This window comes from Streptomyces sp. UF-297 (genome assembly GCF_058245575.1).
In genome coordinates this window covers 49976-74833 of sequence record NZ_JBSIBZ010000025.1, presented here as the reverse complement: position 1 = coordinate 74833, position 24858 = coordinate 49976, and the positions used below count along the sequence as shown (strand labels likewise).

Annotated in this window: 20 protein-coding genes; 6 read left to right on the top strand and 14 right to left on the bottom strand. The window is 73.3% G+C overall.

Features of this window, described 5'->3' with window-relative positions; translation table 11 throughout:
• Positions 1-72 precede the first annotated feature (72 nt).
• A complete protein-coding gene (locus AC4IJH_RS17150) occupies positions 73-3012 on the top strand; it encodes a tetratricopeptide repeat protein (RefSeq protein ID WP_490852588.1) in 2940 nt (979 codons plus the stop codon).
• A gap of 182 nt (positions 3013-3194) precedes the next feature.
• Here the strand turns inward: AC4IJH_RS17150 and AC4IJH_RS17145 are convergent, their stop codons facing one another.
• Complete coding sequence (locus tag AC4IJH_RS17145) at positions 3195-3449, bottom strand: hypothetical protein (RefSeq protein ID WP_490852587.1); 255 nt, start codon at positions 3447-3449, stop codon at positions 3195-3197.
• A gap of 295 nt (positions 3450-3744) precedes the next feature.
• On the opposite strand from AC4IJH_RS17145, the gene AC4IJH_RS17140 reads away from it, so the two are divergent.
• Positions 3745-6426 (top strand): helix-turn-helix transcriptional regulator, encoded by a 2682-nt coding sequence (locus tag AC4IJH_RS17140; RefSeq protein WP_490852609.1) that lies wholly within the window; start codon positions 3745-3747, stop codon positions 6424-6426.
• A 64-nt stretch (positions 6427-6490) separates the two neighbouring features.
• The gene (locus tag AC4IJH_RS17135; RefSeq protein WP_490852586.1) at positions 6491-6910 is read left to right on the top strand and encodes an acyl-CoA thioesterase; all 420 of its coding nucleotides are present in this window, start codon (positions 6491-6493) and stop codon (positions 6908-6910) included.
• An 89-nt stretch (positions 6911-6999) separates the two neighbouring features.
• Here AC4IJH_RS17135 and AC4IJH_RS17130 read toward each other — a convergent pair whose 3' ends face one another.
• The 13 genes from AC4IJH_RS17130 to AC4IJH_RS17070 form a co-directional block, all read right to left on the bottom strand.
• A complete protein-coding gene (locus tag AC4IJH_RS17130; protein ID WP_490852585.1) occupies positions 7000-8181 on the bottom strand; it encodes an NAD(P)/FAD-dependent oxidoreductase in 1182 nt (393 codons plus the stop codon).
• 61 nt (positions 8182-8242) lie between these two features.
• Positions 8243-9304 carry an LLM class F420-dependent oxidoreductase gene (locus AC4IJH_RS17125; RefSeq protein WP_490852584.1) on the bottom strand — a complete coding sequence of 354 codons (1062 nt, stop codon included), beginning with the start codon at positions 9302-9304 and terminating at the stop codon, positions 8243-8245.
• Positions 9304-10239, bottom strand: a complete 936-nt coding sequence (locus AC4IJH_RS17120) for an alpha/beta hydrolase (protein WP_490852583.1) — start codon at positions 10237-10239, stop codon at positions 9304-9306. The genes AC4IJH_RS17125 and AC4IJH_RS17120 overlap by 1 nt, the downstream gene beginning before the upstream one ends.
• Positions 10240-10277: 38 nt before the next feature.
• Positions 10278-11024: a 3-oxoacyl-[acyl-carrier-protein] reductase gene (fabG, locus tag AC4IJH_RS17115; RefSeq protein ID WP_490852582.1), complete on the bottom strand. Its 747-nt coding sequence runs from the start codon at positions 11022-11024 to the stop codon at positions 10278-10280.
• A gap of 40 nt (positions 11025-11064) precedes the next feature.
• Positions 11065-11322: an acyl carrier protein gene (locus AC4IJH_RS17110; protein ID WP_490852581.1), complete on the bottom strand. Its 258-nt coding sequence runs from the start codon at positions 11320-11322 to the stop codon at positions 11065-11067.
• A 71-nt stretch (positions 11323-11393) separates the two neighbouring features.
• On the bottom strand, positions 11394-12191 hold the full coding sequence (locus tag AC4IJH_RS17105) for an SDR family oxidoreductase (RefSeq protein WP_490852580.1): 798 nt from the start codon (positions 12189-12191) through the stop codon (positions 11394-11396).
• Entirely contained in the window at positions 12188-13165 is a 978-nt protein-coding gene (locus tag AC4IJH_RS17100) for a beta-ketoacyl synthase N-terminal-like domain-containing protein (protein ID WP_490852579.1), read from the bottom strand. Before AC4IJH_RS17100 ends, AC4IJH_RS17105 begins: the two co-directional genes overlap by 4 nt.
• Complete coding sequence (locus tag AC4IJH_RS17095; protein ID WP_490852578.1) at positions 13162-14445, bottom strand: beta-ketoacyl synthase N-terminal-like domain-containing protein; 1284 nt, start codon at positions 14443-14445, stop codon at positions 13162-13164. The genes AC4IJH_RS17100 and AC4IJH_RS17095 overlap by 4 nt, the downstream gene beginning before the upstream one ends.
• Positions 14442-15476 carry a beta-ketoacyl synthase N-terminal-like domain-containing protein gene (locus AC4IJH_RS17090; RefSeq protein ID WP_490852577.1) on the bottom strand — a complete coding sequence of 345 codons (1035 nt, stop codon included), beginning with the start codon at positions 15474-15476 and terminating at the stop codon, positions 14442-14444. Before AC4IJH_RS17090 ends, AC4IJH_RS17095 begins: the two co-directional genes overlap by 4 nt.
• Positions 15476-16642, bottom strand: coding sequence for a beta-ketoacyl-[acyl-carrier-protein] synthase family protein (locus AC4IJH_RS17085; protein ID WP_490852576.1), 1167 nt, complete (start codon positions 16640-16642; stop codon positions 15476-15478). The genes AC4IJH_RS17090 and AC4IJH_RS17085 overlap by 1 nt, the downstream gene beginning before the upstream one ends.
• Positions 16639-18168, bottom strand: a complete 1530-nt coding sequence (locus AC4IJH_RS17080; RefSeq protein ID WP_490852575.1) for an AMP-binding protein — start codon at positions 18166-18168, stop codon at positions 16639-16641. The genes AC4IJH_RS17085 and AC4IJH_RS17080 overlap by 4 nt, the downstream gene beginning before the upstream one ends.
• 67 nt (positions 18169-18235) lie before the next feature.
• Positions 18236-18496: an acyl carrier protein gene (locus AC4IJH_RS17075; RefSeq protein ID WP_490852574.1), complete on the bottom strand. Its 261-nt coding sequence runs from the start codon at positions 18494-18496 to the stop codon at positions 18236-18238.
• A 14-nt stretch (positions 18497-18510) separates the two neighbouring features.
• Positions 18511-19719, bottom strand: a complete 1209-nt coding sequence (locus AC4IJH_RS17070; RefSeq protein WP_490852573.1) for a 3-deoxy-7-phosphoheptulonate synthase — start codon at positions 19717-19719, stop codon at positions 18511-18513.
• Between the two features lie 366 nt (positions 19720-20085).
• Between AC4IJH_RS17070 and AC4IJH_RS17065 the strand changes: the two genes are divergently transcribed.
• The 3 genes from AC4IJH_RS17065 (at position 20086) to AC4IJH_RS17055 (ending at position 24846) form a co-directional block, all read left to right on the top strand.
• Complete coding sequence (locus AC4IJH_RS17065; protein ID WP_490852608.1) at positions 20086-22029, top strand: anthranilate synthase family protein; 1944 nt, start codon at positions 20086-20088, stop codon at positions 22027-22029.
• Positions 22030-22308: 279 nt separating this feature from the next.
• Positions 22309-23433 (top strand): ADP-ribosylglycohydrolase family protein, encoded by a 1125-nt coding sequence (locus AC4IJH_RS17060; RefSeq protein WP_490852572.1) that lies wholly within the window; start codon positions 22309-22311, stop codon positions 23431-23433.
• A gap of 432 nt (positions 23434-23865) precedes the next feature.
• Positions 23866-24846, top strand: coding sequence for an ABC transporter permease (locus AC4IJH_RS17055; RefSeq protein WP_490852571.1), 981 nt, complete (start codon positions 23866-23868; stop codon positions 24844-24846).
• Positions 24847-24858 lie beyond the last annotated feature (12 nt).

Sequence of the window (24858 nt, the reverse complement as noted above, 5' to 3'; positions counted from 1 at the left end):
GCGTCCAGACCGTCGGGAGCGCCCAGACCGTCCAGGCAGGAGCTGATCGGCAGGCGGCGCAGGGCCGGGTTCGTGGGCCGCCGCAGCGAACTGGCCGTGTTCGACGACAACTTCGGGCAGGACGCGGAGGACGAGGCGCATCAGTTCCTCTTCCATGTGCACGGGCAGGCGGGGGTCGGCAAGACCTCGCTGGTGCGGCAGTTCGAGCAGACGGCGCGCGGGCACGGCGCGCCGACCGCGTGCGTGGACGAGGGCACCACCGGCGTCCCGGAGGCGATGGCCGCCATCAGCGCCCAGCTGGAGCGCCAGGGCCACCCGCTCAAAGCCTTCGACAAACTGCTGGCCACCTACCGGGAGCGGCGCCACGAGGCGGAGTCCGCCGTCCAGGGCCCGCAGGCGCAGCACGAGACCGGGCCCTCCACGGGCAGCCTGGCCGCCGCCCGGGCGGGGCTGGCCGGGCTGGGCCTGGTGCCCGGCGTGGGCGCGCTGGCCGGCGCGGTGGACCCCGGGCAGGTGGCGCGCGGCGCCGACCGGCTGCGCGGACTGCTCAGCGCCCGCCTGCGCAGCCCCGACGACGTCCAGCTCGTCCTCAGCCCCCTGGACGCGCTCACCCCCGTCTTCGTACGCGACCTGGGCGCCGTGGCCGAGAACGTGCCCTGGCTGGCGCTGTTCTTCGACACCTACGAGCGCACCGGCCCCTTCCTGGACACCTGGCTGCGCGACGTGCTGGTCAGCGACCGCTACGGGCCCCTGGCGCTCAATGTCGTCGTGACGCTGGCGGGCCAGACCGAGCTGGACCGCCGCTGCTGGGCCGACTACCTGGACTGCGTCAGCGACATCGCGCTGGACCCCTTCACCGCCACCGAGGCCCGGCAGTTCCTGGCCGCCCGGCAGATCACCGACGAGCGGGTCGTGGAGGAGATCTGGCGGCTGTCCGGCGGCCTGCCGGTGCTGGTCTCCACCCTCGCCGAGAACCGCCCGCCCGGCCCCGACGCGGTGGACGACCCCAGCGACACCGCGGTCGAGCGCTTCTTGAAGTGGGAGAGCGACCCGGTGCGTCGGCAGGCGGCGCTGGCGGCCGCCCTGCCGCGCACGCTGGACGAGGACGTCTACCGGCTGGCCGTCGACCCGGACGCGGCGGGGGAGTTCGGCTGGCTGCGCTCCTTGCCGTTCGTCGCCGAGCGCGCCGGCAGCTGGCAGTACCACCAGGTGGTGCGTACGGCGATGCTGCGGCTCCAGCGCCGCCGCTCCCCGCAGACCTGGGCGGCCCGGCACGGCAGGCTGGCCGACGCCGCCGCCGCGCGCTGCGCCGAACTCGCCCACGGCAGGCCGCCGCAGGAGCAGTGGGCCGACGAACGGTGGCTGGAACACCGGCTGCAGGGCATCTACCACGGCCTGTGCGCCGACGCCCGCACCGCCCTGCCACAGGCCCTGACCGACGTCCTGGACGCCACCGAGTACGCCGCCGCGGCGGTCCGACGCATCGCGCGCACGCTCGTGGAGGCGGGCGAGGACGGCGACGTGGAGGAGGCCGCCGAGTGGGGCGGTCGGCTGCATGCGGCGTGCACCGACGATACGGCCGACGGGGGCGCCGAGCCCGAGGTGCTCACCGCGCTGCTGGCCCGGGGCGGCGAGGAGCAGGCCCGCGTCTACCGGCTGCGCGGCCGGGCCCACCGCCGGCGCAGCGACTGGCCCGCCGCGCTGGCCGACTACGACCACTGCCTGGAGCTGGACCCCGGCTACGCCAAGGGCCACGTCGGCCGCGGCGTCACCCGCCAGCGGATGCGCGACTTCGACGGCGCCGTCCGCGACTTCACCCGGGCCCTGGAGCTGGACCCCGGCTCCGCCACGGCCCTGTCCAACCGGGCCGAGACCTACCGCATGATGGGCCGGCACGCGGAGGCGGTCGCCGAGTTCGACCGGGCCCTGGCCCTCGACCCGTCCCTGACCTGGGCCGTCGCCAGCCGTGGCTCCTGCCTGCGCCGCCTGTCGCGGTACGAGGAGGCGCTGGCGGGCCTGACCCGCGCCATCGAACGCCGCCCCGCCTACACCTGGGCGATGGCCGAACGCGCCGAGGCCTACCGGATGATGGGCCGGTACCAGGACGCGCTGGAGGAGTTCGACCGGGCGCTGGCCATCAACCCGGACTATGTGTGGGCCCGCGCCCACCGGGGCGTGGTCCTGCGGTACCTGGGGCGCCGCGAGGAGGCCCTGTCCGAACTGACGCGGATCAGCAACCTCCGCTTCGGCGCCGCCTGGCTCGCCGAGCAGCGCATCGAGCTCCACTTGCTCCTGGGCCGCCCCGCCGACGCGCTCACCGACATCGACAGGGAGCTGCGCGACGCCCCGGACGCCCCGGAACTCCTGCTGCTGCGCGGCCAGGTGCGCTGCGCCAGCGGCCAGTTGACGGCCGCCCTGGAGGACCTGGACCGGGCCGTGGAGCTCGGCCAGGACAGCGTCCGCTGCCGTCTCCTGCGCGGCCGGGTCCAGCTCTTCCTCGGCCGCACGGAGCAGGCGCTGGCCGACTTCGAGCGCGCCACCGAGTGCGACCGCCAGTGCGCTCACGCACTGGCGCTCCAGGCGGGCTGCCACCGCCGCGCGGGCCGCGCGGACGACGCCCGCCGCGCCCTGGAGGCGGCCCTTGCCCTGGCCCCGGACGATCCGTACGTCGGCTACGAGGCCGCGCTGACGGGCAGCGCCGAGCGCGGGGTGGCCGAACTCGCGGGGGAGTGGGACGCGTTGAGGTCACGGTGTGCGCGCCCGGAGGCCGGGGTGCCGGGTTCGGCGGCGGCCTTCGTCGTCAGCCGGTGCGCGCTGGCCGACTGGAGCGCGGTGGACGGCGCGCTGCGCGACCTGCTGCCCGGCGCGGCCTGGGAGGTGCCGGCCGAAATACAGCTGGGCGTACGGGACCTGGCGGGCTGTCACGGCGCGGACGGCGAGCGGCTGGAAGCGCTCGGCGGCACGCTCGCCAGGATGATGGAAAGCGCGACCATTGCAGGACCGAATGCATGAGCGCTCAACCACCGGACGGGGCGCGGGTGTTCGGCGTCCGCCCGGCAAACAATTGCGTCGACCTTGCCCGCGCGGGCTGTCACGATCGTGGGATGCCGCATTCATTGCCCTCGGGCCGCCGGCCCGGTGACAACGGCACACCCGGTGCGGCTCCCGGGCCTCGTGCGCCACCCGGGCCACCGCTAGTCGGTGTTGTGTTCGGACTCGTGCTGGAGGATGCACTGCTGCCAGTGCGCCAGAGCCTCCCGCCGGTCGCCCCCGGTGTCCTCCGCCGCGGCGATGAGCGCGTCTGCTGCCATGGCGGCCAGCCGGACGGCGATATGGCACACATCGCGTTGGGGGAGAGGTCGCAGAAGTTCCACCGCGCCTTCGCTGTCGCCGGACAGGGCGCAGGCGACGACGGCCATGGTGGTGCGGTCCCACTCGTACTCGGACATGAAGAGAGCATGCCCATCTCACGGCCGCTGACTGCCGTGAGATGTAGATCACATGGCGATTGCGCTAATGATCGCACACGCGATCGGTTGCCGTGCGAGTGTGGTGTGAGCCACAGTTCGATGAGTTGCTCGCCCAGTTGCAGGAGAGTTCTTCATGACCTGTCGCTCCATCCATGCACACCAGAACGGCATCGTGACTTTCTCGTCGGCTCCAAAAATTTGAGGCGCTATGACGGAACGTACCGAAGGCATTCGGATTCTCGGTCGAAAGCAGGAATGGGGGCGCGTGGCCGACATGCTCGCCGCGGGCTCCGAAGGGCACAGTGGCACACTGATCGTCCAGGGGCCGCCCGGCGTCGGCAAGACCCGGTTGCTCCTGGAAGCCGAACTGGCAGCTGAGCAGCGGGGTTTCGCCGTCACCTCGTTCCCGATGCCCGCCGTCGGCGGGCTGCCGGGAGTGGGCGGCATCGCCTCGTTCCTGGCCGCGCTGGACTGCGGGCCCACGGCCGAGGCGCAGCCGCGACTGGTCGTCGTGGACAACTTCCACGACGCCTCCGCCGAATTCGCCAATACCGTGATCTCGCTGGCGCACTTCGGCAGAACCGCCCCTTTGATAAGGCTCATCGGGCTGCGCGCCCACCATGACAGCCGGGCCGTGCGGAGGCTGTCCGGCGAGGCCGGCCGGTCCTCCCGTATCGAGTTGGGGCGGGTGTCCGACGAGGTTTCCCTGGAGCTTGTGACGGACGTCCTGGGCGCTCGGCCGGACGCGAAACTCGCCCTTATGGTTGAGGGCGCGGGCGGAAATCCCCTGCTGATAGTGGAGTTGGCGGAAGGCCTCCGCGAAGAGGGCTCCGTGGAAATTCTGGGGGATTTGGCGCAGCTGGTCGAGGAGCGCATTCCACAGCGCGTACGAGATATCGCGCTGCACTGGCTGGACTCCATGTCGGAGAAGGCCAGGCAGCTCGTCCAGGTGGCCGCCGCGGTCGGCGGATCCTTCATGATCGGCGAAGTGGCCGCGATGCAACGGGAGACCACCGCGTCCATGCTGCCGGCACTCAACGAGGCGATGGCCGCGGGGCTGCTCATCTGCCCCGGCGAACAGGCTGTCTTCCAGCACGAGTTGGTCCGCAGGTCCATCGCGGAGGCGCTGCCCGCCGCGGTGCGCCGCGCGCTGTGCCAGGACGTCGGCGCGCTGCGCAGCAGGCGCGGCGTCCAGACACCGCTGACGCCCGAACTCCTGCTCACCGGCCCGATGCCCGGCGCCGTGCAGGAAGGGCCGGCGCACGCCCTGGCGCCCGGCACGCACCTGCTCGCGATCGACGCGGGGGCAGCGATCACGCCGATGCCCCCGACGACACCACTGGCCTCGCTGTCGGCGGGCACCACACCCCTGCACCCGCCGGTCCCCGGACGCCTCGCCGTCCCGGCCCAGCCCAGCGGCCCGCCGGCCGTGGCGCCGCAGCCCGCACCGCACACCACCGGACCGGGCCTGGCCCGCCGGATGGTGCCGGCCCTGCTGCTGGCCAGAAGCGTCCGCAGGGAGCCCCTGCCGATGGGCCTGGCCGAGGAGTTGCGCAACGAGCTCATCGCGTCCCTGGCCGCCGTACCGGCCCCGGCCGGTTCGGCGGCCGCCGACCCCGACCGCGCGGACCGCATGGCCCGCACCATCGTCTCCCTCTTCGCCGACAACGAGCAGCGCGTGATGGACCGGGCGCGCGAGGCGCTGGAGGCCCACACCGGCGACGGCGGCGCGGCGGACGTGGTCACCGCCACGGTGCTGATGTCCAACCTGGAGTGGGCGGCGGGCAATCTCACCGAGGGGCTGCGCTGGGGCAGGCGGGCGGCGGAGAGCCTGAGCCCGTACTCACCGCCCATGTGGCGGCCCTACGTACGCCTCGCACTGGCCTCCAAACTCTCCGACCTCGGCCAGTTCGAAGAGGCCGAAGGGATGATCCACACCGCCCGGGAGGAGGCGGAGGCGCTGGGCGATCCGGCCCACATGGTGGCGCCGCTGATCACCCGCGCCAGACTGCTGCTCCAGTCCAGCCGCCTGCAGGAGGCCCAGGACGCGGCGCAGGCGGGGCTGGCGGCCGCGGCGAAGTCGGGCGGCGGCTGGGCCGTCCCCGTCGGCCAGGCCGTGCTCATCCTGGTCGCGCTGCGCCGCGGCGACCTGTCCTCGGCCGCCGACTACGTGTGGCGCTGCCGGGCCGTGGTCGGCGCGGACACCACCGTCTTTCCCTCGATCCACTTCGACTGGGGGGAGTGCCTGGTGGCCACCGCACAGCTCGGGCCACGGCGCACGGCCGAGCTGCTGACGACCCGGTACGTCCACCTCCTGACCGCACCGCAGCTCATCGTCGAGGAGGCGGGCGCGGCGCCCTGGTTCGTACGGCTCGCGCTGGCCGCCGAGGACATCGCGTTGGCGACGACGGTGGTCACCGCCGCCGAACGCCTGGCGGCGGCCAACCGCCAGTACCCGACGGTCGCGGTGTCCGCCTCGCACGCCAGAGGCCTGCTGGAGCGGGACACCGGGGCGCTGCGCCGGGCCTCCAGGGACCATGTCAGCCCGTGTGCGGGGGCATTGGCTGACGAGGACCTCGGAATGCTGTTCGCGGCGGAGGAGGGCAAGAACGGCGCCCTGGTGGCGGGGAGCCTGCGCTCCGCGCTGCACCGCTTCGAGCAGATCGGCGCGAAGGCGGACGTGGACCGCGTACGGGCGTTCATGGACGAGCAGGGCGCGCCGGCCGCGGTGCCCTCCCGCTCCGCCAGGAGCGGCGCCCACCTGGGATGGGAGGCGCTGACGGAGACCGAGCGGACCATCGCCCGGCTGGTCAGCGACGGCCTCACCAACCGCCAGGTGGCGCGCAGGGTCAGCCTGTCCCCGCACACCGTCAACTACCACCTGCGGGCCATCTTCCGGAAGCTGGACATCAACTCCCGGGTGGAGGTGGCCCGTTACGTCGCCTACGGAGCATGACCGCCGCAGACGGACCGGCACTGTCCAGCCCGGGCCGGACCGGCCCGGACCAGAGAGGAACAGCATGGCGAAGCCGTTTACCGTACGGATCACCGTCCGCGTCTACGAGACCGACGCCCAGGGGCATCTGAACGGGAACGTGTACCTCCAGCACGCCGAGCACGCCCGCTGGGAGCTGCTGCGGGCCGCCGGTATCCACCACGGCGACCTGCTGGCCAAAGGGGTGAGCCCGATCAACCTGGAGACCACCGTCAAGTACCACCGTGAAGTGGTCGCGGGCGACGAGGTCGACATCAGCTGCGCCTTCGTCTTCGGGGAGGGCAAGTCCTTCCGCGTGGAGCAGCGCTTCACCCGCCCCGACGGCACCCTGGTCGCCGAGGTGTTCAACGTCGGCGGCGTGTTCGACATCAAGGAGCGCAGGCTCCTGGCCGGCCCCCGGGAGTACTTCCGCTCGGTGGCCGCCCACCCCGACATCCTCGGCTAGCCCGGTGCCCGCCCTGTGACACCGGTACGGAACCGGGCCACCGCCCACGCGGCGGTGGCCCGGCGCCGCCTTCACCGGCGGCCGCGGCGTCAGACGCCGACCCGCGCCCGCAGTTCCTCGGTCATCAGCTCGCTGGAGGGCAGCACCCCGGAGATGACGGAGTAGAAGCGGGCGATCATCTCCGGGTCGTCGGCGATGGAGCGCATCAGCGGCAGTCGGCGCCCCGGGCGCAGCTCGGCGGCGCGCAGCGTGTCGTGGTAGCCGTCCCGCACCAGCGCGTCCCGCTCCTTGGCGTACCGCGTCAGCGCCTCCTCCAGCCGGGGCCGGTCCTGCAGCCCGTCCCCGACGGCCTCCACCAGGGCACTCGCCTGCCGGAAGGCGTCGGTGATGCCCTTGCCGGTCAGCGAGTCCTTGTGGTGGCCCGCGTCGCCCACCAGCGCCCAGCCGGGCCCGGAGGCCTGCCGGAAGAAGTTCCGCTGCTCGCCGGTGCCGTAGATCCGGTCCTCCTGGGTGGCCTCGGCCAGGCGGTCGGCCAGGCCCGGGGCGACGGCGGCGATGTTCGCCAGATAGGCGCCGCGGATGTCGGTGCGCACCCGCGCGAAGCGGGCCATCGGGAAGTAGGTGGCCACCAGGGTGAGCCCGTCGCCGGTGGGCAGGAACCCCGCCCACCTGCCGGTGCTCTGGTACACCTCGAAGCCGGTGCGCATGCCGGACCAGTACGCGTAGTACACGCAGGTCAGCATCGGGTCCTCCGACTCGATGCGGGCGCCCGCGAGTTCGGCGACCTTCGAGCGCATCCCGTCGGCGCCGACCACCAGACGGGCCCGCTCCTCGAAGGTGCGGCCGCCCGAGCGGTAGCGCACCCCCACCACCCGCCCGTCGTAGCGCAGCAGCTCCTCCACCGTGCAGCCGTCGCGGAACTCCGCCCCGCAGGCCACCGCCTCGCGGGCCAGGATGGCGTCCAGCAGATGGCGGCGCGGCGCATAGGCGGCGCTGACCCCGTCCGACGGCCACGAACACCCGGTCAGGACCACGTCCTTGACCTGGTGGCGGGAGCGGTCGATGGGCGGGCAGCCGGTGGCGATGACCTCGTCGAGCACCCCCCATCGCTTGAGGTGGGCCACGCCGGGCTGGTGGATGTAGAGGGTGGAGAGCGTGTCGCGCGGGAAGCGGGCCCGCTCCAGCAGCAGGACCCGGTAGCCGGCACGGGCGAAGAGCATCGCTGTGGGGGACCCGGCGACCCGCGCCCCCACCACTATGACGTCATACACGAAGCGGCGTCCCTTCCTGGCCTGTCCCCGGCCGGACCCGTTGTGGCCCGGCGCACGGGCGTCATGCGCCCACGCCCGACTTCTCCAGTGCTTGTGCCAGCGCGCGCAGCGTGCGTACGCCGTCCTCGACCCCGGTGGGGAAGACCATCGCCGACAGCGTCGTCACCCCCGCCGCGGCGTACGCGCGCAGCCCCTCGGCGATCCGGTCCACCGGCCCCAGCAGACAGGTGCGGTCCAGGAACTCCTGCGGGACCGCGGCCGCCGCCTCGCGCAGCTTCCCTTCCAGATACAGCTCCTGTACGCGGCGCGCGGCATCCCCGTACCCCATGCGCACCGCGAGGCGGTTGTAGAAGTTCTGCTCCCGGCTGCCCATGCCGCCCAGGTAGTGGGTGGTGTACATCCGTACGCGGTCCGCGCACACGGCCAGGTCCTGCTCCACCACGACGGGCACCGCGGCCACCACGTCGAAGCCGTCCAGGCCCTTGCCCGCGCGCTTGCGGCCGGCGCGCAGCCGCTCCAGGTGCTCGCCGCCCGCGTCGGGCCGCAGGAACACCGACAGCCAGCCGTCGGCGATCTCCCCGGCCAGCTCCATGTTGCGCGGGCCCACCGCCGCCAGATAGACGGGCAGATCCTTGCGGCGCGGCCGGTTGCCCAGGCGCAGCGCCTTGCCGGGGCCGTCCGGCAGCGGCAGCCGGTAGTGCGCGCCGTTGTAGGCCAGGTCCTCGCGGCGCAGCGCCGTGCGCACCACGTCGACGTACTCGCGGGTGCGGGCCAGCGGGTGGTCGAAGCGCACCCCGTGCCAGCCCTCGGAGACCTGCGGCCCGGAGACGCCCAGGCCCAGGCGGAAGCGGCCCTGGGAGACGATGTCGAGGGTGGCCGCGGTCATCGCGGTCATCGCGGGTGTACGGGCCGGGATCTGCATCGCGGCGGTGCCCAGGCCGATGCTGCTGGTGTGCGCGGCCAGGTAGGCCAGCACGGAGACCGCGTCCGAGCTGAAGGCCTCCGAGGTCCAGGCCGAGTCGTAGCCGAGCCGCTCGGCCTCCTGCGCGTAGTGCGCGGCCGTGAGGGGGTCCGGGCCCGCGCCCAGACTCCCGAGGTACCTGAGGTTCAGTCCCAGTCGCATCAGCGCACCGCCCTGGTCGTCTCGCCGGTAGTTGTGTCCGCCCCCGGGGTGTCCGGGGCCAGGCAACGCTCCAGGAATTCCAGCACAGTACGGGTGTAGCGCTCCTTGTCGGCCCACAGGGCGCGCAGGTGCCGGGCGCCGGGGACCACCAGGGTCTCGGCGCGCGGGTAGCGGCGGGCCAGCCGCAGAACCTCCTCGGCGGGCACCACCGCGTCCGCGCCGCCGCCGATGAAGAGCAGCGGCGTGGTGGCGTAGCCCGCCGCCGAGGGAGGTGGCGGCCAGGGGGCGCCGGCGCCCATCGTGCGGCGGTTCAGGAGCTTGAACACCCGCTCCACCACGGCCTTCGCCGCGCCCCGGCGCATCGCCTCCGGCAGCGGCAGCAGGCCCTGGCGCAGCAGGTTCACCGAGATGGCGGGCGGGTCGCAGGCCGGGCCGCTGTCGCAGACGACGGCGTCCACCGTGCCGTGCAGCCGCTCCAGCGCGCGCAGCATCGCGAAGGAGGACAGCGAGAAGCCGTACAGCGCCAGCCGCGCCCCCGCGAAGTCGGGCAGCGCGCGCACCTGCCGGACCACCGCCACCGCGTCGTCGGCGAAGCGCCCGTCGTAGCCGCCGAAGCTCGCGTCGTGCGAACTGCCGCCGTGATTACGGAAGTCGAACAGCACCACCGTGTACCCCGCCCGGTGCAGAAAGCGGGCGTAGGGCAGGCTGCGCGACTTCTCCAGCCCCAGCCCGTGCCCCAGCACCACCACCCGCCCCCGGTCCGCGCCCCGGCACAGCCAGGCCGCGAGCCGCACCCCGTCCGCCCCGTACACGGTGAACTCCCGCGCCACCAGCCCGAACTGCCCGGGCTTGCGACACCGCTCGGCCCGCGGCGGATGAAACGCCGCATACGCCGTACGGAACGCCTCCAGCGGCGCAACAAGAACCGCCGCCACCCGCCCCCTCATACCGGCCCCCCGGTTCCGGTCCTGCTTCACACCACTAGCCCGCCGTCGATTCCCAGGACCTGGCCGGTGATGTAGCTCGCGCGGCGTGAGACGAGGAAGGACACCAGGTCGGCGACCTCGTCGGGGGTGCCCAGGCGGCGCAGGGGGACGTCCTGGAGGATCTTCTTCTTGGCGTCGTCGGTCAGCTCGGAGGTCATGTCGGTCTCGATCAGGCCGGGGGCCACCGAGTTGGCGCGGATGCCGTACCGGCCGACCTCCTTGGCCAGCGAGCGGGTGAAGCCGATGATGCCCGCCTTGGAGGCCGCGTAGTTGCTCTGGGCGGCGTGGCCGTACACGCCCGCCACGGAGGACATCGTCACGATGGAGCCGGTGCGCCGCTTCATGAAGGAGAAGACGGCGGCCCGGCAGATGGAGTACGTGCCGTCGAGGTTGGTGGCGATCACCTCGCGCCACTGGTCGTCGCCCATCAGCACCAGCGGGTTGTCGCGCACCACACCGGCGTTGGTGACCACGGCGTCCAGCGGGCCGAGTTCGCTCTCGGCCCGCTCGACGAAGCCGCGGGCCGCGGCGGGGTCGGCGACGTCGACGGGGTGGGCGGCCACCCGGGCGCCGTGCCCGGTGGCCTCCTTGGTGACGCGTTCGGCGGCGGCGGAGTCGGAGCGGTAGCAGAACGCCACGTCGAACCCGTCGTGGGCCAGGCGGGTCACCACCGCGGCCCCGATGCCGCGGGAGCCGCCGGTGACCAGGGCGACCGGACGGGAGCTGGCTGGCATGTCGTTGTCTCTCCTTGCTCGTCGGGGCGTGGGGCGGGAGTCAGGCCTGCTTGGAGGTCACCAGGTCGCGGACCTGGACCAGGCTGGTGACCTGCTTGAAGTCCGACTCGGCGATCTTGATGTGGTACGTCTTCTCCAGGTTGACGACGATCTCCAGCGCCATGAGCGAGTCGACCTGGAGATCGTTGACGAAGTGCGCCTCGTCGGTGACCTCCTCCTCGGGCAGCTCCAGGGCGTCGGCGATCAGCGAGCGCAGTTCCTCGGTGTCGAAAGCGGTGTTCCGGGAGGTGGTGGTCATGGTGTTCCTTCCAGGCGTTGCGTGGTGGTTGGTGGTTGGTGGTTGGCAGTTGGTGGGTGGTGCGGTCGGGGTCAGGCGGTGATCAGTTCGCCGCCGTCGATGCCGATGACGTTGCCCGTCAGCCACGACGAGTCGGTCATCGACAGCAGGACGATCGCCTCGGCGACGTCCTCGGGCTCGGTGAGCCGCCGGTGCGGATTGCGGGCCCGGCAGGCCTCGGCGTACGCGGCGCTGCCGGGGATCTTCTCCAGCGCGGGGGTGAGCGTGGTGCCCGCGCGCAGCGCGTTGGCCGCGATCCCGCGCGGCGCCAACTCCACCGCCAGCTGCCGCAGATGCGCCTCCAGCGCCGCCTTGGCCGCGGAGACCGGCCCGTAGCTGTCCAGCACCCGGGTGCTGCCCGCGCTGGTCATCCCGTAGATCTTCGCGCCGCGCGGCAGCAGATTGGCGCCGAGCAGGTCCTGCACCCAGTACACGAGGCTGTTGGCCATCACGTCCAAGGTCATCGCCATCTGCCGCGAGGTGACCGTCTCCGGGCGCTGCTCGGTGGGCGCGAGGGGCAGCAGCGAGCCGAACGCCAGGGAGTGCAGCAGGATGCGTACGCCCTGCCCGCCGGTCAGTTCGGCGGCCTGGGCGACCACCTCCCGGCGGGTGGTGGCGCTGGCCGCGTTGAGGTTGAAGAAGTGCGCCTGTGCGCCGGTGGCGCGCAGTTCGTCGGCGAACTTGGCGGCGGCCTCGGCGCCGTCGGCGGTGTCGAAGTGCACGCCGACGATGTTCCCGCCGCGCTCGGCCAGGGCCTTGGCGGTGGCCCGCCCGAAGCCGCTGGAGACGCCCAGGACCAGGGACCAGGTCCCCCGGATTTCCGTGATCATTCCCGATTCCCTTTCGGATGGGGGTGGTTGATGTCCCTGGCGCTCAGGCGGGCCAGGGCCACATGTCCTTCGGCGGAGGCGGTCACCACCAGGCGCCCGGGGTCCTCGCCCGAGGCCAGCGGTGCCACCAGGTGGCGCAGCGGGGTCAGCGCCCCGGCCCCGGCCCGGTGGACGGTCAGGCCCTCGGCGCGGCCCGCCAGCCAGTTCGCCACCGCCACACCGGCGGGCGAGTCGTCCAGCACCGCCTCCACGCGCGGGGGCGCGGCGCCCGCGCACAGCGCGCTCCAGGCGCCGGCCAGCGCGGTGGCCGGGTCGCCGCCCGGGGGCAGGAAGGCGCTGCGTACCCGCACGGTTCCGTACGTGCCGGTGCGCGGCCGGTTTGCGGCAGGGACGCAGATCAGCGCGGCGGCCCCGGTGTCGCTGCCCTCGGCGCCCGGCTCGCCGGGCGGCAGCGTCTCCTCGGCCGCGCCCACCACCAGGACCTCGGCCCGGCCCGCCGCCAGCGCGCGGGCCCCGGCCCGGACGGCGTCCAGCGCGGCGGTACGGGGCGAGTTGACGGTCAGCGTGAAGCCGTTGACGGCGTGCTCGGTGGCCAGTCGCGCGGCGAACAGACTCGTCGCGAAGTACGGCGCGCTCAGCGGGGCGATGTCGTCCGCGCCCCGCTCGATGATCGTGCGGTCCTGTTCGTCGTGCAGCGCCAGGCCCGCGTTGTTGGTGCCCACGATCACCCCGCGCCGCTCGGCGGGCACCGCCGCCAGGGCGTCGCCGCAGTCCGCCAGGGCGTTGCGGGTGGCGGCCAGGAGGTACTGGCAGGCGGGCGGCAGCCGCTTGTAGCCGCGTCCCGGCAGCGCGGCGGCCACCTCGAACCAGCCGGCCCCGGCCGCCGGGACCGACAGGGCCTGCGCGGGCTTGTCCGTACCGGGCAGCGCCACGCCCAGACCGAGGACGTCCAGGGCGAGCGAGGGGCCGTTCACGCCGCCTCCCCGTGCGCGGCGCCGGGCCGCGCGCCCGCCAGGACCAGCGAGACGTTGTTGCCGCCGAAGGCATAGGCGTTGACCATGACGGCGGGCTCGGCCAGCGGTACGGGGCCGCCTTGCGGCAGCCACACCGCGCACTGGGGGTCCTGGTCCTCCAGGGGCGCGTTGCCCGGCACTTGGCGGTGGTGCAGCATCAGCGCGGCGGCCAGCAGCCCGAACGCCCCGGCCACCCCCGCCGTGTGCCCGATCATGCCCTTGAGGCTGAGCAGCGGCAACTGGGCGCAGCGCGCGCCGAAGACCTCGTGCAGCGCGCGGCTCTCCACCACGTCGTTGAGCGGGGTGCCGGTGCCGTGCGGCACCACCGAGCCGATGTCGCCGGGCTTGAGCCCCGCGTCCGCCAGTGCCTGCCGCATGCCGCGCACGGCCTGGGTGGCGTCCGGGTCGGGCGCGGTGGGGTGGTGGGCGTCGCAGCTGAAGGACGCCGAGGCCAGCTCCGCGTACACCCGGGCGCCGCGGGCCGCGGCGTGCTCGGCCGACTCCAGCACCAGCATGGCCGCGCCGTCGCCGAAGATGGTGCCCTGCCGCGCCCGGTCGAAGGGGCGGCAGCGTACGGGGTCGACGGCGCCGAGGCGGTTGAAGACGCCCATGCCCACCCGGGTCGGGCCCTCCGCGCCGCCGGTCAGCACCGCGTCGGCCTCGCCGGAGCGGATCATGTCGGCGGCGACGGCCGCCGCGTACCCGCTGGCCGCGCACGCGTTGCCCATGCTGGTGGCGGCGCCGTAGGTGCCCAGCGCGCCCGCGACCGCCGCCGCGGTCACCGTCAGCGGCGACCAGCGGGCCCCGGCCGCTTCGGTGGGGCCGCCGTGCGCGGCCACGGCCCGGCGCGCCTCGTGCATCCCCGCGTTGCCCATCTCCACGCCCAGGACGACGGGCAGTTGGGACCGTACGTCCTCGGGCAGCGCGGCGTCCGCGACGGCCTCCCGGGCGGCGGCCACCGCCATCCGCGGCCCGGCGCCCAGCGCCACGTGCAGATGCCGCTCGGGCCGCGCGGGGACGTCCCCCGGCGGGACCAGGTACATCAGCCGGTGCGCCATCGTGCCGTCGGGGCCGGGCACCGTACGGGGAGCGCTGCCGCCGGCGGCCAGCCCGCGCCAGAAGGCCCGGACGCCGGAGCCCAGCGGGGAGATCGCCCCCAGCCCGGTGATCACCACCCGCCTGCCGCTGCGCTCCACTGCGCTGTCCGGTACGGCGAGTTCGGCCGCTTCCCGTGTGCTCACGCCGCCTCACCCGCCCCGGTCAGCAGCAGCGCCGCCGCCGCGTCGTCGCCCTCGGCGCCGCCGCTGGTGGCCAGCACCGGCCCCGGGCCGCCGCCCGCCAGATACGCGGTGCCCGCCGCGCACTGCAGCACGCCCAGCGCCCCCGAGCAGTGGCCCAGCCGGTCCGCCAGATCGATCCGGTAGGCGCCGGCCAGCCGCCCCGCGGGGTCGGGCAGCTCCGGCGAACCCGCCTGCTGGTCGGGCGAGTTGAGCCACAGCCCGACCGCCGTGCGCTCGCCCTCCGCCTCCGCCCGCAGCGCCATCGAGGCCGCCGTGGCCAGATCGGCGGCGCGTGCGCTGTGGGTGAGCGTGGCCAGCGCGCGGGCGCCCCGCTCCCGGGCCCGCGCGGCCGGCTCGATCACCAGCGCCGCCGCCCCGTCCAGCACACCGCGCCCCGACCCGTCCGCCAGGAGCCGCGCTGCCGGTTCGGTGTCCGGCTCCACGCCGATGACGACGACCGTCTCGGCCCGCCGTACGGCTAGCAGATTGCGCGCCCAGAACAGCGCGTCCGCACCGCTGGTCGCCCCGTTGCACACGGTGATGTTGGGCCCGCGCAGCCCGTACTGGATCGCCACCCAGCCGGCGATGACATTGCTGGAGGTGTGCGGCAGCCCGAGCGGGCTGAGCCCGGTCACGCTCTCCTCGGCGATGGTGTCGGCGAAGGAGCAGACGCTGTCGAGGTTGCCCAGGTTGGTGGAGACGACCACCGCGGTGGTCTGCCCGGACCCGGTGTAGCCGTCGTCGGTGAGCAGCCCCGCGGCGCGCAGCGCGGGCGCCACCGCCCGCAGTGCCAGGCGCGAGGCGCGGTCCTTGTGCCGCATCTCCCGGCCCTTGAGGCCGGTGGCGGGGTCGAAGCCGCCGCCCGGCACGGGCTCGAAGACGCCGTGCGCGTCCGGGTGTTGCAGCAGGTCCCCCGCCTCCTGGAGGCCGGGTACGGCGATGCCCACTCCCGTGATCACCGCGGTGGCCGGTATCGGTGGAGCCGGCGGCATCAATACGTCCCCTCTCCCGGGTTTCCCGGGTTCTCCGGGTTTCCCACGATCGCCACCGCGTTGATCCCGCCGAAGCCGAAGGCGTTGATCTGTGCCGTGGACAGTTGTGCCGCCGCGGCCCGCTCGCGGACCAGCCGCAGCCCGGCCACCTCCTCGATCGGGTCGTCCAGACCCAGCACCGGCGGTACGACGCCGTGCTGCAGCGCGAGGACGGCGGTGACCAGGCTGAGCAGCCCGGAGCCGCCCAGCGTGTGGCCGGTCATCGACTTCACGGCGGTCAGCAGCGGATCGGCGCCGGTGCCCTGGAGCACCCCGCTCACCGCCGTCGCCTCGGCCGAGTCGTTGAGCCGGGTGCCGCTGCCGTGCAGCATCACCAGGTCGATCTCCTCGGCCTTGACCTCCGCGCGGCGCCAGGCGTCCCGGATCGCCGAGGAGATGGTCACCGGGTCGGGCGCGGTGGGGTGCCCGGCGTCGCAGTTCATGCTCACCGAGCGCAGCACCGCGTGAACTCCCGTGCCCGACAGGCCGCTTCGCCGTACGACGACGGCCACCGCGCCCTCGCCCATCAGCATCCCGGCGCGCGCCCGGTCGAAGGGCCGCAGTGCGACGGGCGTCTCGTTCTGTACGCGGTCCAGCGTCCCGAAGGCGCTCTCGGTGATCGAGTCGGTGCCCGCCACCACCACGGTGTCGGCCAGGTCCAGCTCGATCAGGTCGGTGGCCATGCCGAGCGCGTACAGGGCGGCCGCGCAGGCGTTGGCGAAGGTGTAGGTCCGCGCGGTGCCGAAGCGTTCGCGCAGCGCGGTGCCGAAGTGCAGGTCCCCCATGCCCAGCGGGGCCTGATGGCGCCACCACAGCTCGGCCGAGCGCTGCTCGCGCAGTGTGGTGCCCACCAGGACCGGGTAGCGCCCCGCGTCCCCGGTCAGGCCCGCGTCGGCCAGCGCCTGCTCGACGGCGCCGAGCAGCCAGCGGGTGGCGCGCAGCGGCTGGTCGTGGCCCTCGCCGGTGCGGTCGTCGATCTCGTACGCCTGGTGCGCACGGTAGTGGGCCAGGTCGAAGGCGCGCAGCCGGGACAGCCCCGAGCGGCCCTCGCACAGCGCGCCGTAGATCTCCTCGGGGGTGGCGCCGATCCCGGCGACGGCGCCCATGCCCGTGATGTCCCAGCTCATCGGCGGCCCGCCGATTCGCGCAGCCGGTTGCGGGCCAGCTTTCCGGTGGAGGTGGTGGGCAGCACGTCGATGACCTCCACACGGGCGGGCCGCTTGAAGGGCGCCAGCCCGGACCGTACGGCGGCCAGCACCGCGCGGCGCACGGCCGCGTGGTCGGCGCCCGCCACCGGCACCGCGTACGCCACGGCCTGCTCCAGCCCGTTGGCGTCCTGCCCGGCGACCACCGCGCACTCCGCGACCTGGTCCACGTCGCGCAGCACCGCCTCGATCTCGGCGGGCGCGACCTTGTGGCCGCCCAGGTTCAGCACGTCGTCCGCCCGGCACAGGTACCAGATCTCGCCCTCCTCGCCGCGCCGGACGATGTCGCCGGTGAAGGCGCCACCGGCGGCGAAGGTGCGGCGGGTGGCCTCGGCGCGGTGGAGATAGCCCAGCGCCACGGAGAAGCCCGCGATGTGCAGCCGCCCCTCGGTTCCGTCGGGCACCGGTCGCCCGTCGTCGTCGCGTACGGTCACCTCCACGCCGGGCACCGCGCGCCCGGTCGCGCCCGCGGTGACGGCGTGCGGCGGGGTGGCGACGACGATGTGCAGCGCCTCGGTCGCGCCCAGTCCGTTGACCAGCGGCACCCCGAAGGTCTCCTGGACGCGCTCGACCAGGGGCCCGGGGCAGTGCTCGCCGGCGGTGACGGCCAGCCGCAGCGAGTCGGTGGCCGCCGCGCCGTGGCTGTCGGCCAGGGCCAGCAGCGCCGCGTACATCCGGGGCACGGAGAAGAGCACGGTGGGGCGGTGGCGCCGCAGCGCGGCGGAGACGGTGTGCGCGTCCATGCCGCCGCGCAGCACCACGGTGCGCGCGCCCGCGGCCAGCGGGAGGATCAGGGAGTTGCCGAAGCCGTAGCCGAAGGAGAGCTTGGCGGTGGAGAGCACCACGTCCTCGCGGTCCAGCCGCAGCAGCGAGCCGACGCCCGCGCTGACCGCCTCGATGCCGGTGGCGGCGTGCAGCACGCCCTTGGGGGAGCCGGTGCTGCCGGAGGTGTACTGCACCAGGGCGGCGCGGCCCGCGGGCCAGTCGGCGGGCGCTGCCGCCGCCAGGGGCAGGTGGGCGCCGGGGTCGGGCCGCGGTCCGAAGGCCGTACGGACCCTCTCTCCCGTGGTGTACGGCAGCGCGGCGAACTCCTCCAGCAGCGCCTGCTGTTTGGCCGGCGGGGCGTCGAAGTGGGCCAGCGCCGCCCGGCAGTCCTCGGCCATGAAGCGGATCTCGGGCATGGACAGGGCGGGGCTGACCGGCACCGGCACGCAGCCGTGCCACCACAGGCCCAGTACGGCCGCCACCGTCGCCACCGAGTCGTCCGCCACCACCAGCGCGCTGCTGCCACAGGGGACACCGCGCTCGGTGAGAGCGCCCGCGTACCCGCGCGCGGCTTCGTACAGCCCGGCGTAGGTCACCTCGCCGGCGTCGGGGTCCACGTAGGCGACGCGGTGTCCGAAGCCCGCCCGCAGATGCCTGCCCACCAGTCGTTCCACTAGCTCCATCGGGGACCACTCCTCCTGGACGTCACTTCAACGGCGGTGGCGGTGCGGGCGCGTGGGGTCGCTGCCGTCATCGGTCCACGACCCCCTTGCGGCGCAGCAGGTCCAGGGCGTCGGCCACGCTGTTCACCTCGGCCGCCTCGTCGGCGCTGAGCGGAACGGTGAATTCCCGCTCGATCCGCACGGCGATCTCCACCTTTTCCAGGGAGTCCAGTGACAGGTCGTCATAGAAGTGGGCTTCGGTTGCGATCTCTTCCGGGGCGGTCTCCATTACCGTGGCGACGATTTCCCGAATCCGGTCGAGTGCTTTGATGTTCTGCACGGTGGGCACGCGGGATGGTCCTTTCAATTCCAGGATTCGGCGGCGGCAATGGCCTGTTTTACGTTCAATCGCGGATCGCACAGTGTCGTGTAGGGACCATCGCACCGTTCGAGCTGGGATTCATCGTCCAGGCATTCGACGACCGGTTCGGGAGTGGTCTCCAGATGCAGCCCGCCCGGATGGAGCCCGCAATTCCGTAACGCCGCCTGGAATTCCCTGATCTCCTGGGTGACGGAGGTCAGCAGCCGCGTCTTGCGGCCGCCCGGTGCCCGCACGGTGTTGCCGTGCATGGGGTCGCACAGCCAGACCACCGGGTGGCCCGCGTCCCGTATCCGGGCGGCCAGCGCCGGCAGCCGCTCGGCCATCCGCCCCGCGCCCATGCGCGCGATGAGGGTCAGCCGGCCCGGCTGGCGCGCCGGGTCCAGCACCTCGCACAGCCGCAGCAGTTCCCCGGGCGTCATGCTGGGGCCGACCTTGCAGGCCACGGGGTTGGCCACCGCCGACAGCAGCCGTACGTGCGCGCCGTCCAGCTGCCGTGTGCGGTCCCCGATCCACGGCCAGTGCGTGGAGGTCAGCACCAGCCTGCCCGCCGTGTCCCGGCGCAGCTGGGGCAGTTCGTAGTCCAGCACCAGCGCCTCGTGGCTGGTCCACACCGGCGCCGCGGCCGCGTCGTGCTGGCGGCGCAGGTGGGCGGTGGCGGTGGCGGCGGCCCGGTGGCACAGCAGCAGCCGCAGCGGGTCGGGCCTGCGCTCCTCAAAAGTGGGCTCGGGCCCGTTGACCAGATGCCCGCGGAAGACCGGCAGTTCCGCGCCGCGGACCGTCTCGGTGGGCTGCGAGCGCGGCTTGGCGAACTGCCCGGCGATCCGGCCCGCCCGCAGCACCGGCAGGCCCGAGCCGATCCGCATCACCCCGGCCAGCGCGTCCAGCAGCCCCACCTTGCGGTCCAGGGCCTCGGGCACGCACTCGGCGGGGTCCTCGGCGCAGTCACCGGCCTGTACGACCTGCCGGCGGCCCGCTGCCACCTCGGCCAGCAGCAGCCGCAGCGCGCCGGCCTCGTCCCCGTCGACGAGTTCGGGCAGGCCCGCCAGGTCCCTGCGGATCTCGGCGAGCAGCCAGTCGTCGGCCCAGCCGGGCTGCTGGCGGGCCGGCAGGTAACGCCAGCTGTGGATCTCGTGCTCGGCGAGCGTGCCCTGCGATTCGTCGAGACCCGCCCAGTTAATAGCGACGTTCATGAAACACCGACCCCCGTAGCCGCTGTCGACCGCCCTCGTATCAGGCGCAACGTATCTCCAAACATTTGGTGTGCAGCAGCCGAATGAATGGCGATGCCGCCCCGGCTCATGGGGCGGGCGTTTTCCAACGGTAGCCGGACGGCGCGTCAGAAAAGACTACTCATGTGAGCAGCCAGGATCCGTTGACAAGCCTGCACGTGGGGCTGGCCATGGCCCGTGTGAGTAGTGGCCGCCGCGCGCCGCGTCCTGACAAACTCAATTGCAGGAAAAGGCGAGTTGGGTATAGCCGGCACGTGGAATATTCCGGGGGAGTCTTTTGTGAGTGATTCGGTAACCGCACGTCTTGGGGCTCTGCTCGCCGTCGAAGTGGCTGATGGGGCCGGTGCGGCCGGCCCCGCCGCACCGGGCGGGCCACCCGGCCCGCCGGCGTTCGCGCTGCTGCACCGCCCGCACTCGGCGGGCCACGGCCGGGTCGAGATCCTGACCGGCGACCTCGCCCCGGTCCCCGGCCTGGACGCGCTGCCGCTGCCCGCCGGGCCTGGCCCCGCGGCCCGCGACCGGCACGAACTGCTGGTGCTGGTCCCCTTCCGGCAGATCGCCGAGCGCGGCTTCGACCACCGGGACGACGGCACACCGCTGCTGGCGATGTCCGTACGCGAGCAGGCGAGCGCCAGCGTCGAGCAGACCCTCGAAGCCCTGCCCGACCGGCCCTTCGGCCTGGCGGAGGCGGGCTTCGACCTCGACGACGCGGCCTACGGAGACATCGTCCGCAGGATCATGACGGAGGAGATCGGACACGGCGAGGGCGCCAACTTCGTCATCAAGCGCTCCTTCACCGCCACCGTCCAAGGCCCGCCCACCCGGGCCGCGTTGACCGTCTTCCGCCGCCTGCTGGCCCGCGAGACCGGCGCGTACTGGACCTTCCTGATCCACACCGGGGAGCGCACCCTGGTCGGCGCCACCCCGGAACGGCACGTGGGCCTGAACGGCGGCGCCCTGACCATGACCCCGATCAGCGGCACCTACCGCTACCCCGCGACCGGCCCCACCGTCCCCGGCGCCCTGGGCTTCCTGGCCGATCCCAAGGAGCGCGACGAGCTCTACATGGTCGTGGACGAGGAGCTGAAGATGATGGCGCGCATCTGCGCCCCCGGTGTCCGAGTGCACGGCCCCTACCTGCGGGAGATGACCCGCCTGGCGCACACCGAGTACCACCTGTCGGGGCGCTCCTCGCGCGAGGTGGGCGAGATCCTGCGCGAGACGATGTTCGTGCCCACCGTCACCGGCAGCCCGCTGGAGAACGCCTGCCGGGTCATCAAGCGCTACGAGCCCGACGGGCGCGGCTACTACAGCGGGGTGCTCGCCCTGATCGGACGGGACGCGGCGGGCGCGCGGCGGATGGACTCCTCGGTGCTCATCCGCACCGCCGACATCGGCGCGGGCGGCCGGCTGCGGGTCAGCGTCGGCGCCACCCTCGTACGCAACTCCGGGCCCGACGCCGAGGCCGCCGAGACCCGCGCCAAGAGCGCCGCCCTCCTGGAGGCCGTCCGCGCGCCCGTGCGGCCGCTGCCCTCCATCGGCGCCCCGGCGCCCGCCATCGCCGAACACCCCGAGGTGCGCCGTGCGCTGCGGCGCCGCAATCACACCCTGGCCCCGTACTGGCTGCACTCCCCGAACGCCGGCTCGGGGCAGTACCAGCGCCCCGCGCTGACCGGCCGCAGCGTGCTGGTGGTGGACGGCGAGGACACCTTCACCGCGATGCTCGGCCACCAGCTGGGCGCGCTGGGCCTGGTGGTCACCGTCCGCCGCTACGACGAGCCCTTCGCGCCGGGCGGCTTCGACCTGGTCCTGGTGGGGCCGGGGCCGGGCGATCCGCGCGAGGAGAACCACCCCAAGATCGCCGCCCTGCGCGCGGCGGTGCGCCAACTGCTTCAATCCCGCCGTCCGTTCGCCGCCGTCTGCCTGGGCCACCAGGTCCTCGGCTCGGTGCTGGGCCTGGAGCTGATCCGCAAGAACCCGCCCCACCAGGGCCTCCAGCGCACCATCGACCACTTCGGCCGCCCCGCCACGGTGGGCTTCTACAACACCTTCGCGGCCCGCTGCGACACCGACCGCTTCCCCTCGCCGTACGCCCCCGAGGGGATCGACGTCAGCCGCGACCCGGACACCGGTGAGGTGCACGCGCTGCGCGGCGCCCGGCTGTGCTCGCTCCAGTTCCACCCCGAGTCCCTGCTCTCGCAGGACGGCCTGGCCGTACTCGGGGACGAACTGACCACCTTGATGGCGGTCCCGGCCGCCACAGGTGAATAACCGTCGGCCGCGCCTGCCCGGAACTCCGGAAAATCCCTCACACGATCCCCACAATTCTCCAACCCCACCCTCACGCAACTCCTCAATAACCGCGCACCAGTTGCCGCAGAACTGCCGGGGAACTGCCATAAAAGCGCTATAAAGCAGCCTCCGGGACGAGTGTTCGCATTCCGTTCCCGATCCGAAGTGGACCGTTACCGGTCGAGTTAGAGTGCTTGGCCGTACCGCACCCGCGGGCGCGGTACGGCACAGGGGACCGGGGATTTCGGGAGGGGAACAGTGAGCGCGACGGCAGGCGCAAGCGCCGCCATATGGGGCCGTGTCGAACAGCAGGACTTCCGCGGGCGGGTGCGCGGCGCGCTGCTGGGCGGCGCGATCGGCGATGCGCTCGGGGCGGGCATCGCGGGCCTGTCCCTTCAGGAGATCCGCGCGGAGTACGGCGCGGAGGGCGTGACGGACTTCGTACCGGCCTACGGGCGGCGCGGCGCGGTCACCGACGACACCCAGCTGGCCCTGTTCACCGTCGACGGGCTCATACGGGCCCAGGTCCGCCGCGACACCGGCGCCTGGCACCCGCCCACCGATCTGCACCGCGCCTATCTGCGCTGGGCCGCCACCCAGCGCGACTGGGGCCCCGACGAGCGCAAGAAGGAGGACGGCTGGCTCGCCCGCGAGGAGTGGCTCTACTCCCGGCGCGATGCGGCCCGCGACTGCGTGACGGGCCTGGGTGACGAGGTGATGGGCACCCTGGAGACGCCCAAGAACCCCGACGCCAAGGGCTGCGGCGCCCTCACCCGCTCCGCGCCCTTCGGCCTGCTGGTCGGCTGGGAGCCGCAGCTGGTCTTCCAGCTCGCCGTCGAGTGCGCGGCCCAGACCCACGGCCACCCCACCGGCTACCTGCCCGCGGGCGCCCTCGCGGTCGTCGTCCACTGCCTGACCCGCGGCGAGGACCTGGACAGCGCCGTACAGAAGTCCCTGGCCCACCTGGCCACCCGCGCCGGACACGAGGAGACCTCCGAGGCACTCAAGCTCGCGCTGGGTTCCGTACGCCAGGGCATGCCCACCGCCGACCGCGTCCAGGCGCTCGGCGAGGAGCCCACCGCCGCCCAGGCCCTGGCCATCGCCGTCTACTGCGCCCTGGTCGCCGAGGACCTGCGCCACGGCCTGCTGCTGTCGGTCAACCACAGCGGCCCCAGTGACGCTTCCGGCGCCGTGTGCGGCAACCTCCTGGGCGCCCTGCACGGCGAGACCCAGCTCCCTCCGGCCTGGCTCGTCGAGCTGGAGGGCCGCGGCACCGTCCTCCAGCTCGCCGACGACTTCTCCATGGAGATGACCCAGGGCCCCGCCCTGCACACCCCCGCCGACTCCACTCCGGCCTGGCTCGCCCGCTACCCACGCGGGTAGGCCCCGCGGGTGCGGGGCGCCCAAGTTGCCGCCCCCGACGGGCAGTTCCCGCCCCAACCGTGACGTACGTCACGTCCTGAATGCGCCAGCCGCTGTCCGCATAACGGACAGCGTGCGCGGCCTGCCCGAGCCGCCTGCGAAAGGGCGCGAGGATCCCCGATTCCACCTGCGGCAGTGCAGCGGTGCGTCCGAATTGCCCTTCAAAGCAGGCGGATTCACAAGGGGAAAGCTTTGATGAACGCTTGGTCGACAATCGTGGCACCTCCATGCAAGATGTGGCGCAAGCCGCCGACCAGCGGCCCGAAAACGAGTTGACCGTCCGCATACCGAGACGCTGTTGCGCCCCCAGTACGGGCGCTGCCCTCCCGACCGCACCGCCGCGACCGAGAACGGCACTTCGGCCAACAGCGGTACGTACGAGGGGAACAGCACATGGGCCGCTACATGCTGCGCCGGCTGGCCAACTACCTGGTCCTGGTGATCGTCGCCGCGTCCCTGACGTACTTCCTCGCGGGTCTCAGCCTCAACCCCCGGGTCAAATTCGAGGGCCGCAACCCGCCGTTGCCCGAGCACGCCATCACCAAGACGCTCGACGACTACAACATGAACCCCGACGTGCCGGTGGTGACCCGCTTCGCGCACTGGGCGGGCGAGGTAGCGCAGGGCAACCTGGGCAAGACCATCGACGGCGACTCCGTCAACGCCGACTTCGGCCGCCGCGTCGGCGTCTCCACCCGGCTGCTGCTCCTGGCCACCCTCATCGGCTCCGTACTCGGCGTCGCCATCGGCGCGTTGGGGGCGATCCGGCAGTACAGATTCTTCGACCGCTTCACCACCCTGGCCTCCTTCTTCGTGCTGGCCATGCCGGTCTTCGTCATCGGCGTCGCGCTGAAGATCGGCGCCACCGCGGTCAACGGCGGCTCGCAGACCCTGAAGGTGCTCGGTGAGTACGACGCGCAGTACGCCGGGCAGTGGAACTGGGACGCCCTGGTCAACCGCGCCCAGCACATGCTGCTGCCCGCCCTGACCCTGATCATCGTCCAGGTCGCCCTCTACAGCCGCTACCAGCGCTCCACCATGCTGGACGTGCTGGGCTCGGACTTTCTGCGCACCGCCCGCGCCAAGGGGCTTCGACGGCGCAACGCCCTGGTCAGACACGGTCTGCGGACCGCGATCCTGCCCGTGGTGCCGCTGCTGGTCTACAACATCGTGCTGCTGTTCACCGGCGCCACCTTCACCGAGAAGACCTTCGGCTGGCACGGCATGGGCGAGCTGCTGGTCGACTCCATCCTCAAGCAGGACATCAACTCGGTAGCCGCCGTGGGCCTGTTCACCGCGGTCCTGGTGCTGATCGCGGGACTGCTCTCCGACCTGCTGTACGCGGCACTGGATCCGCGCGTACGGGTGCGCTGAGGCGCCCCGCCG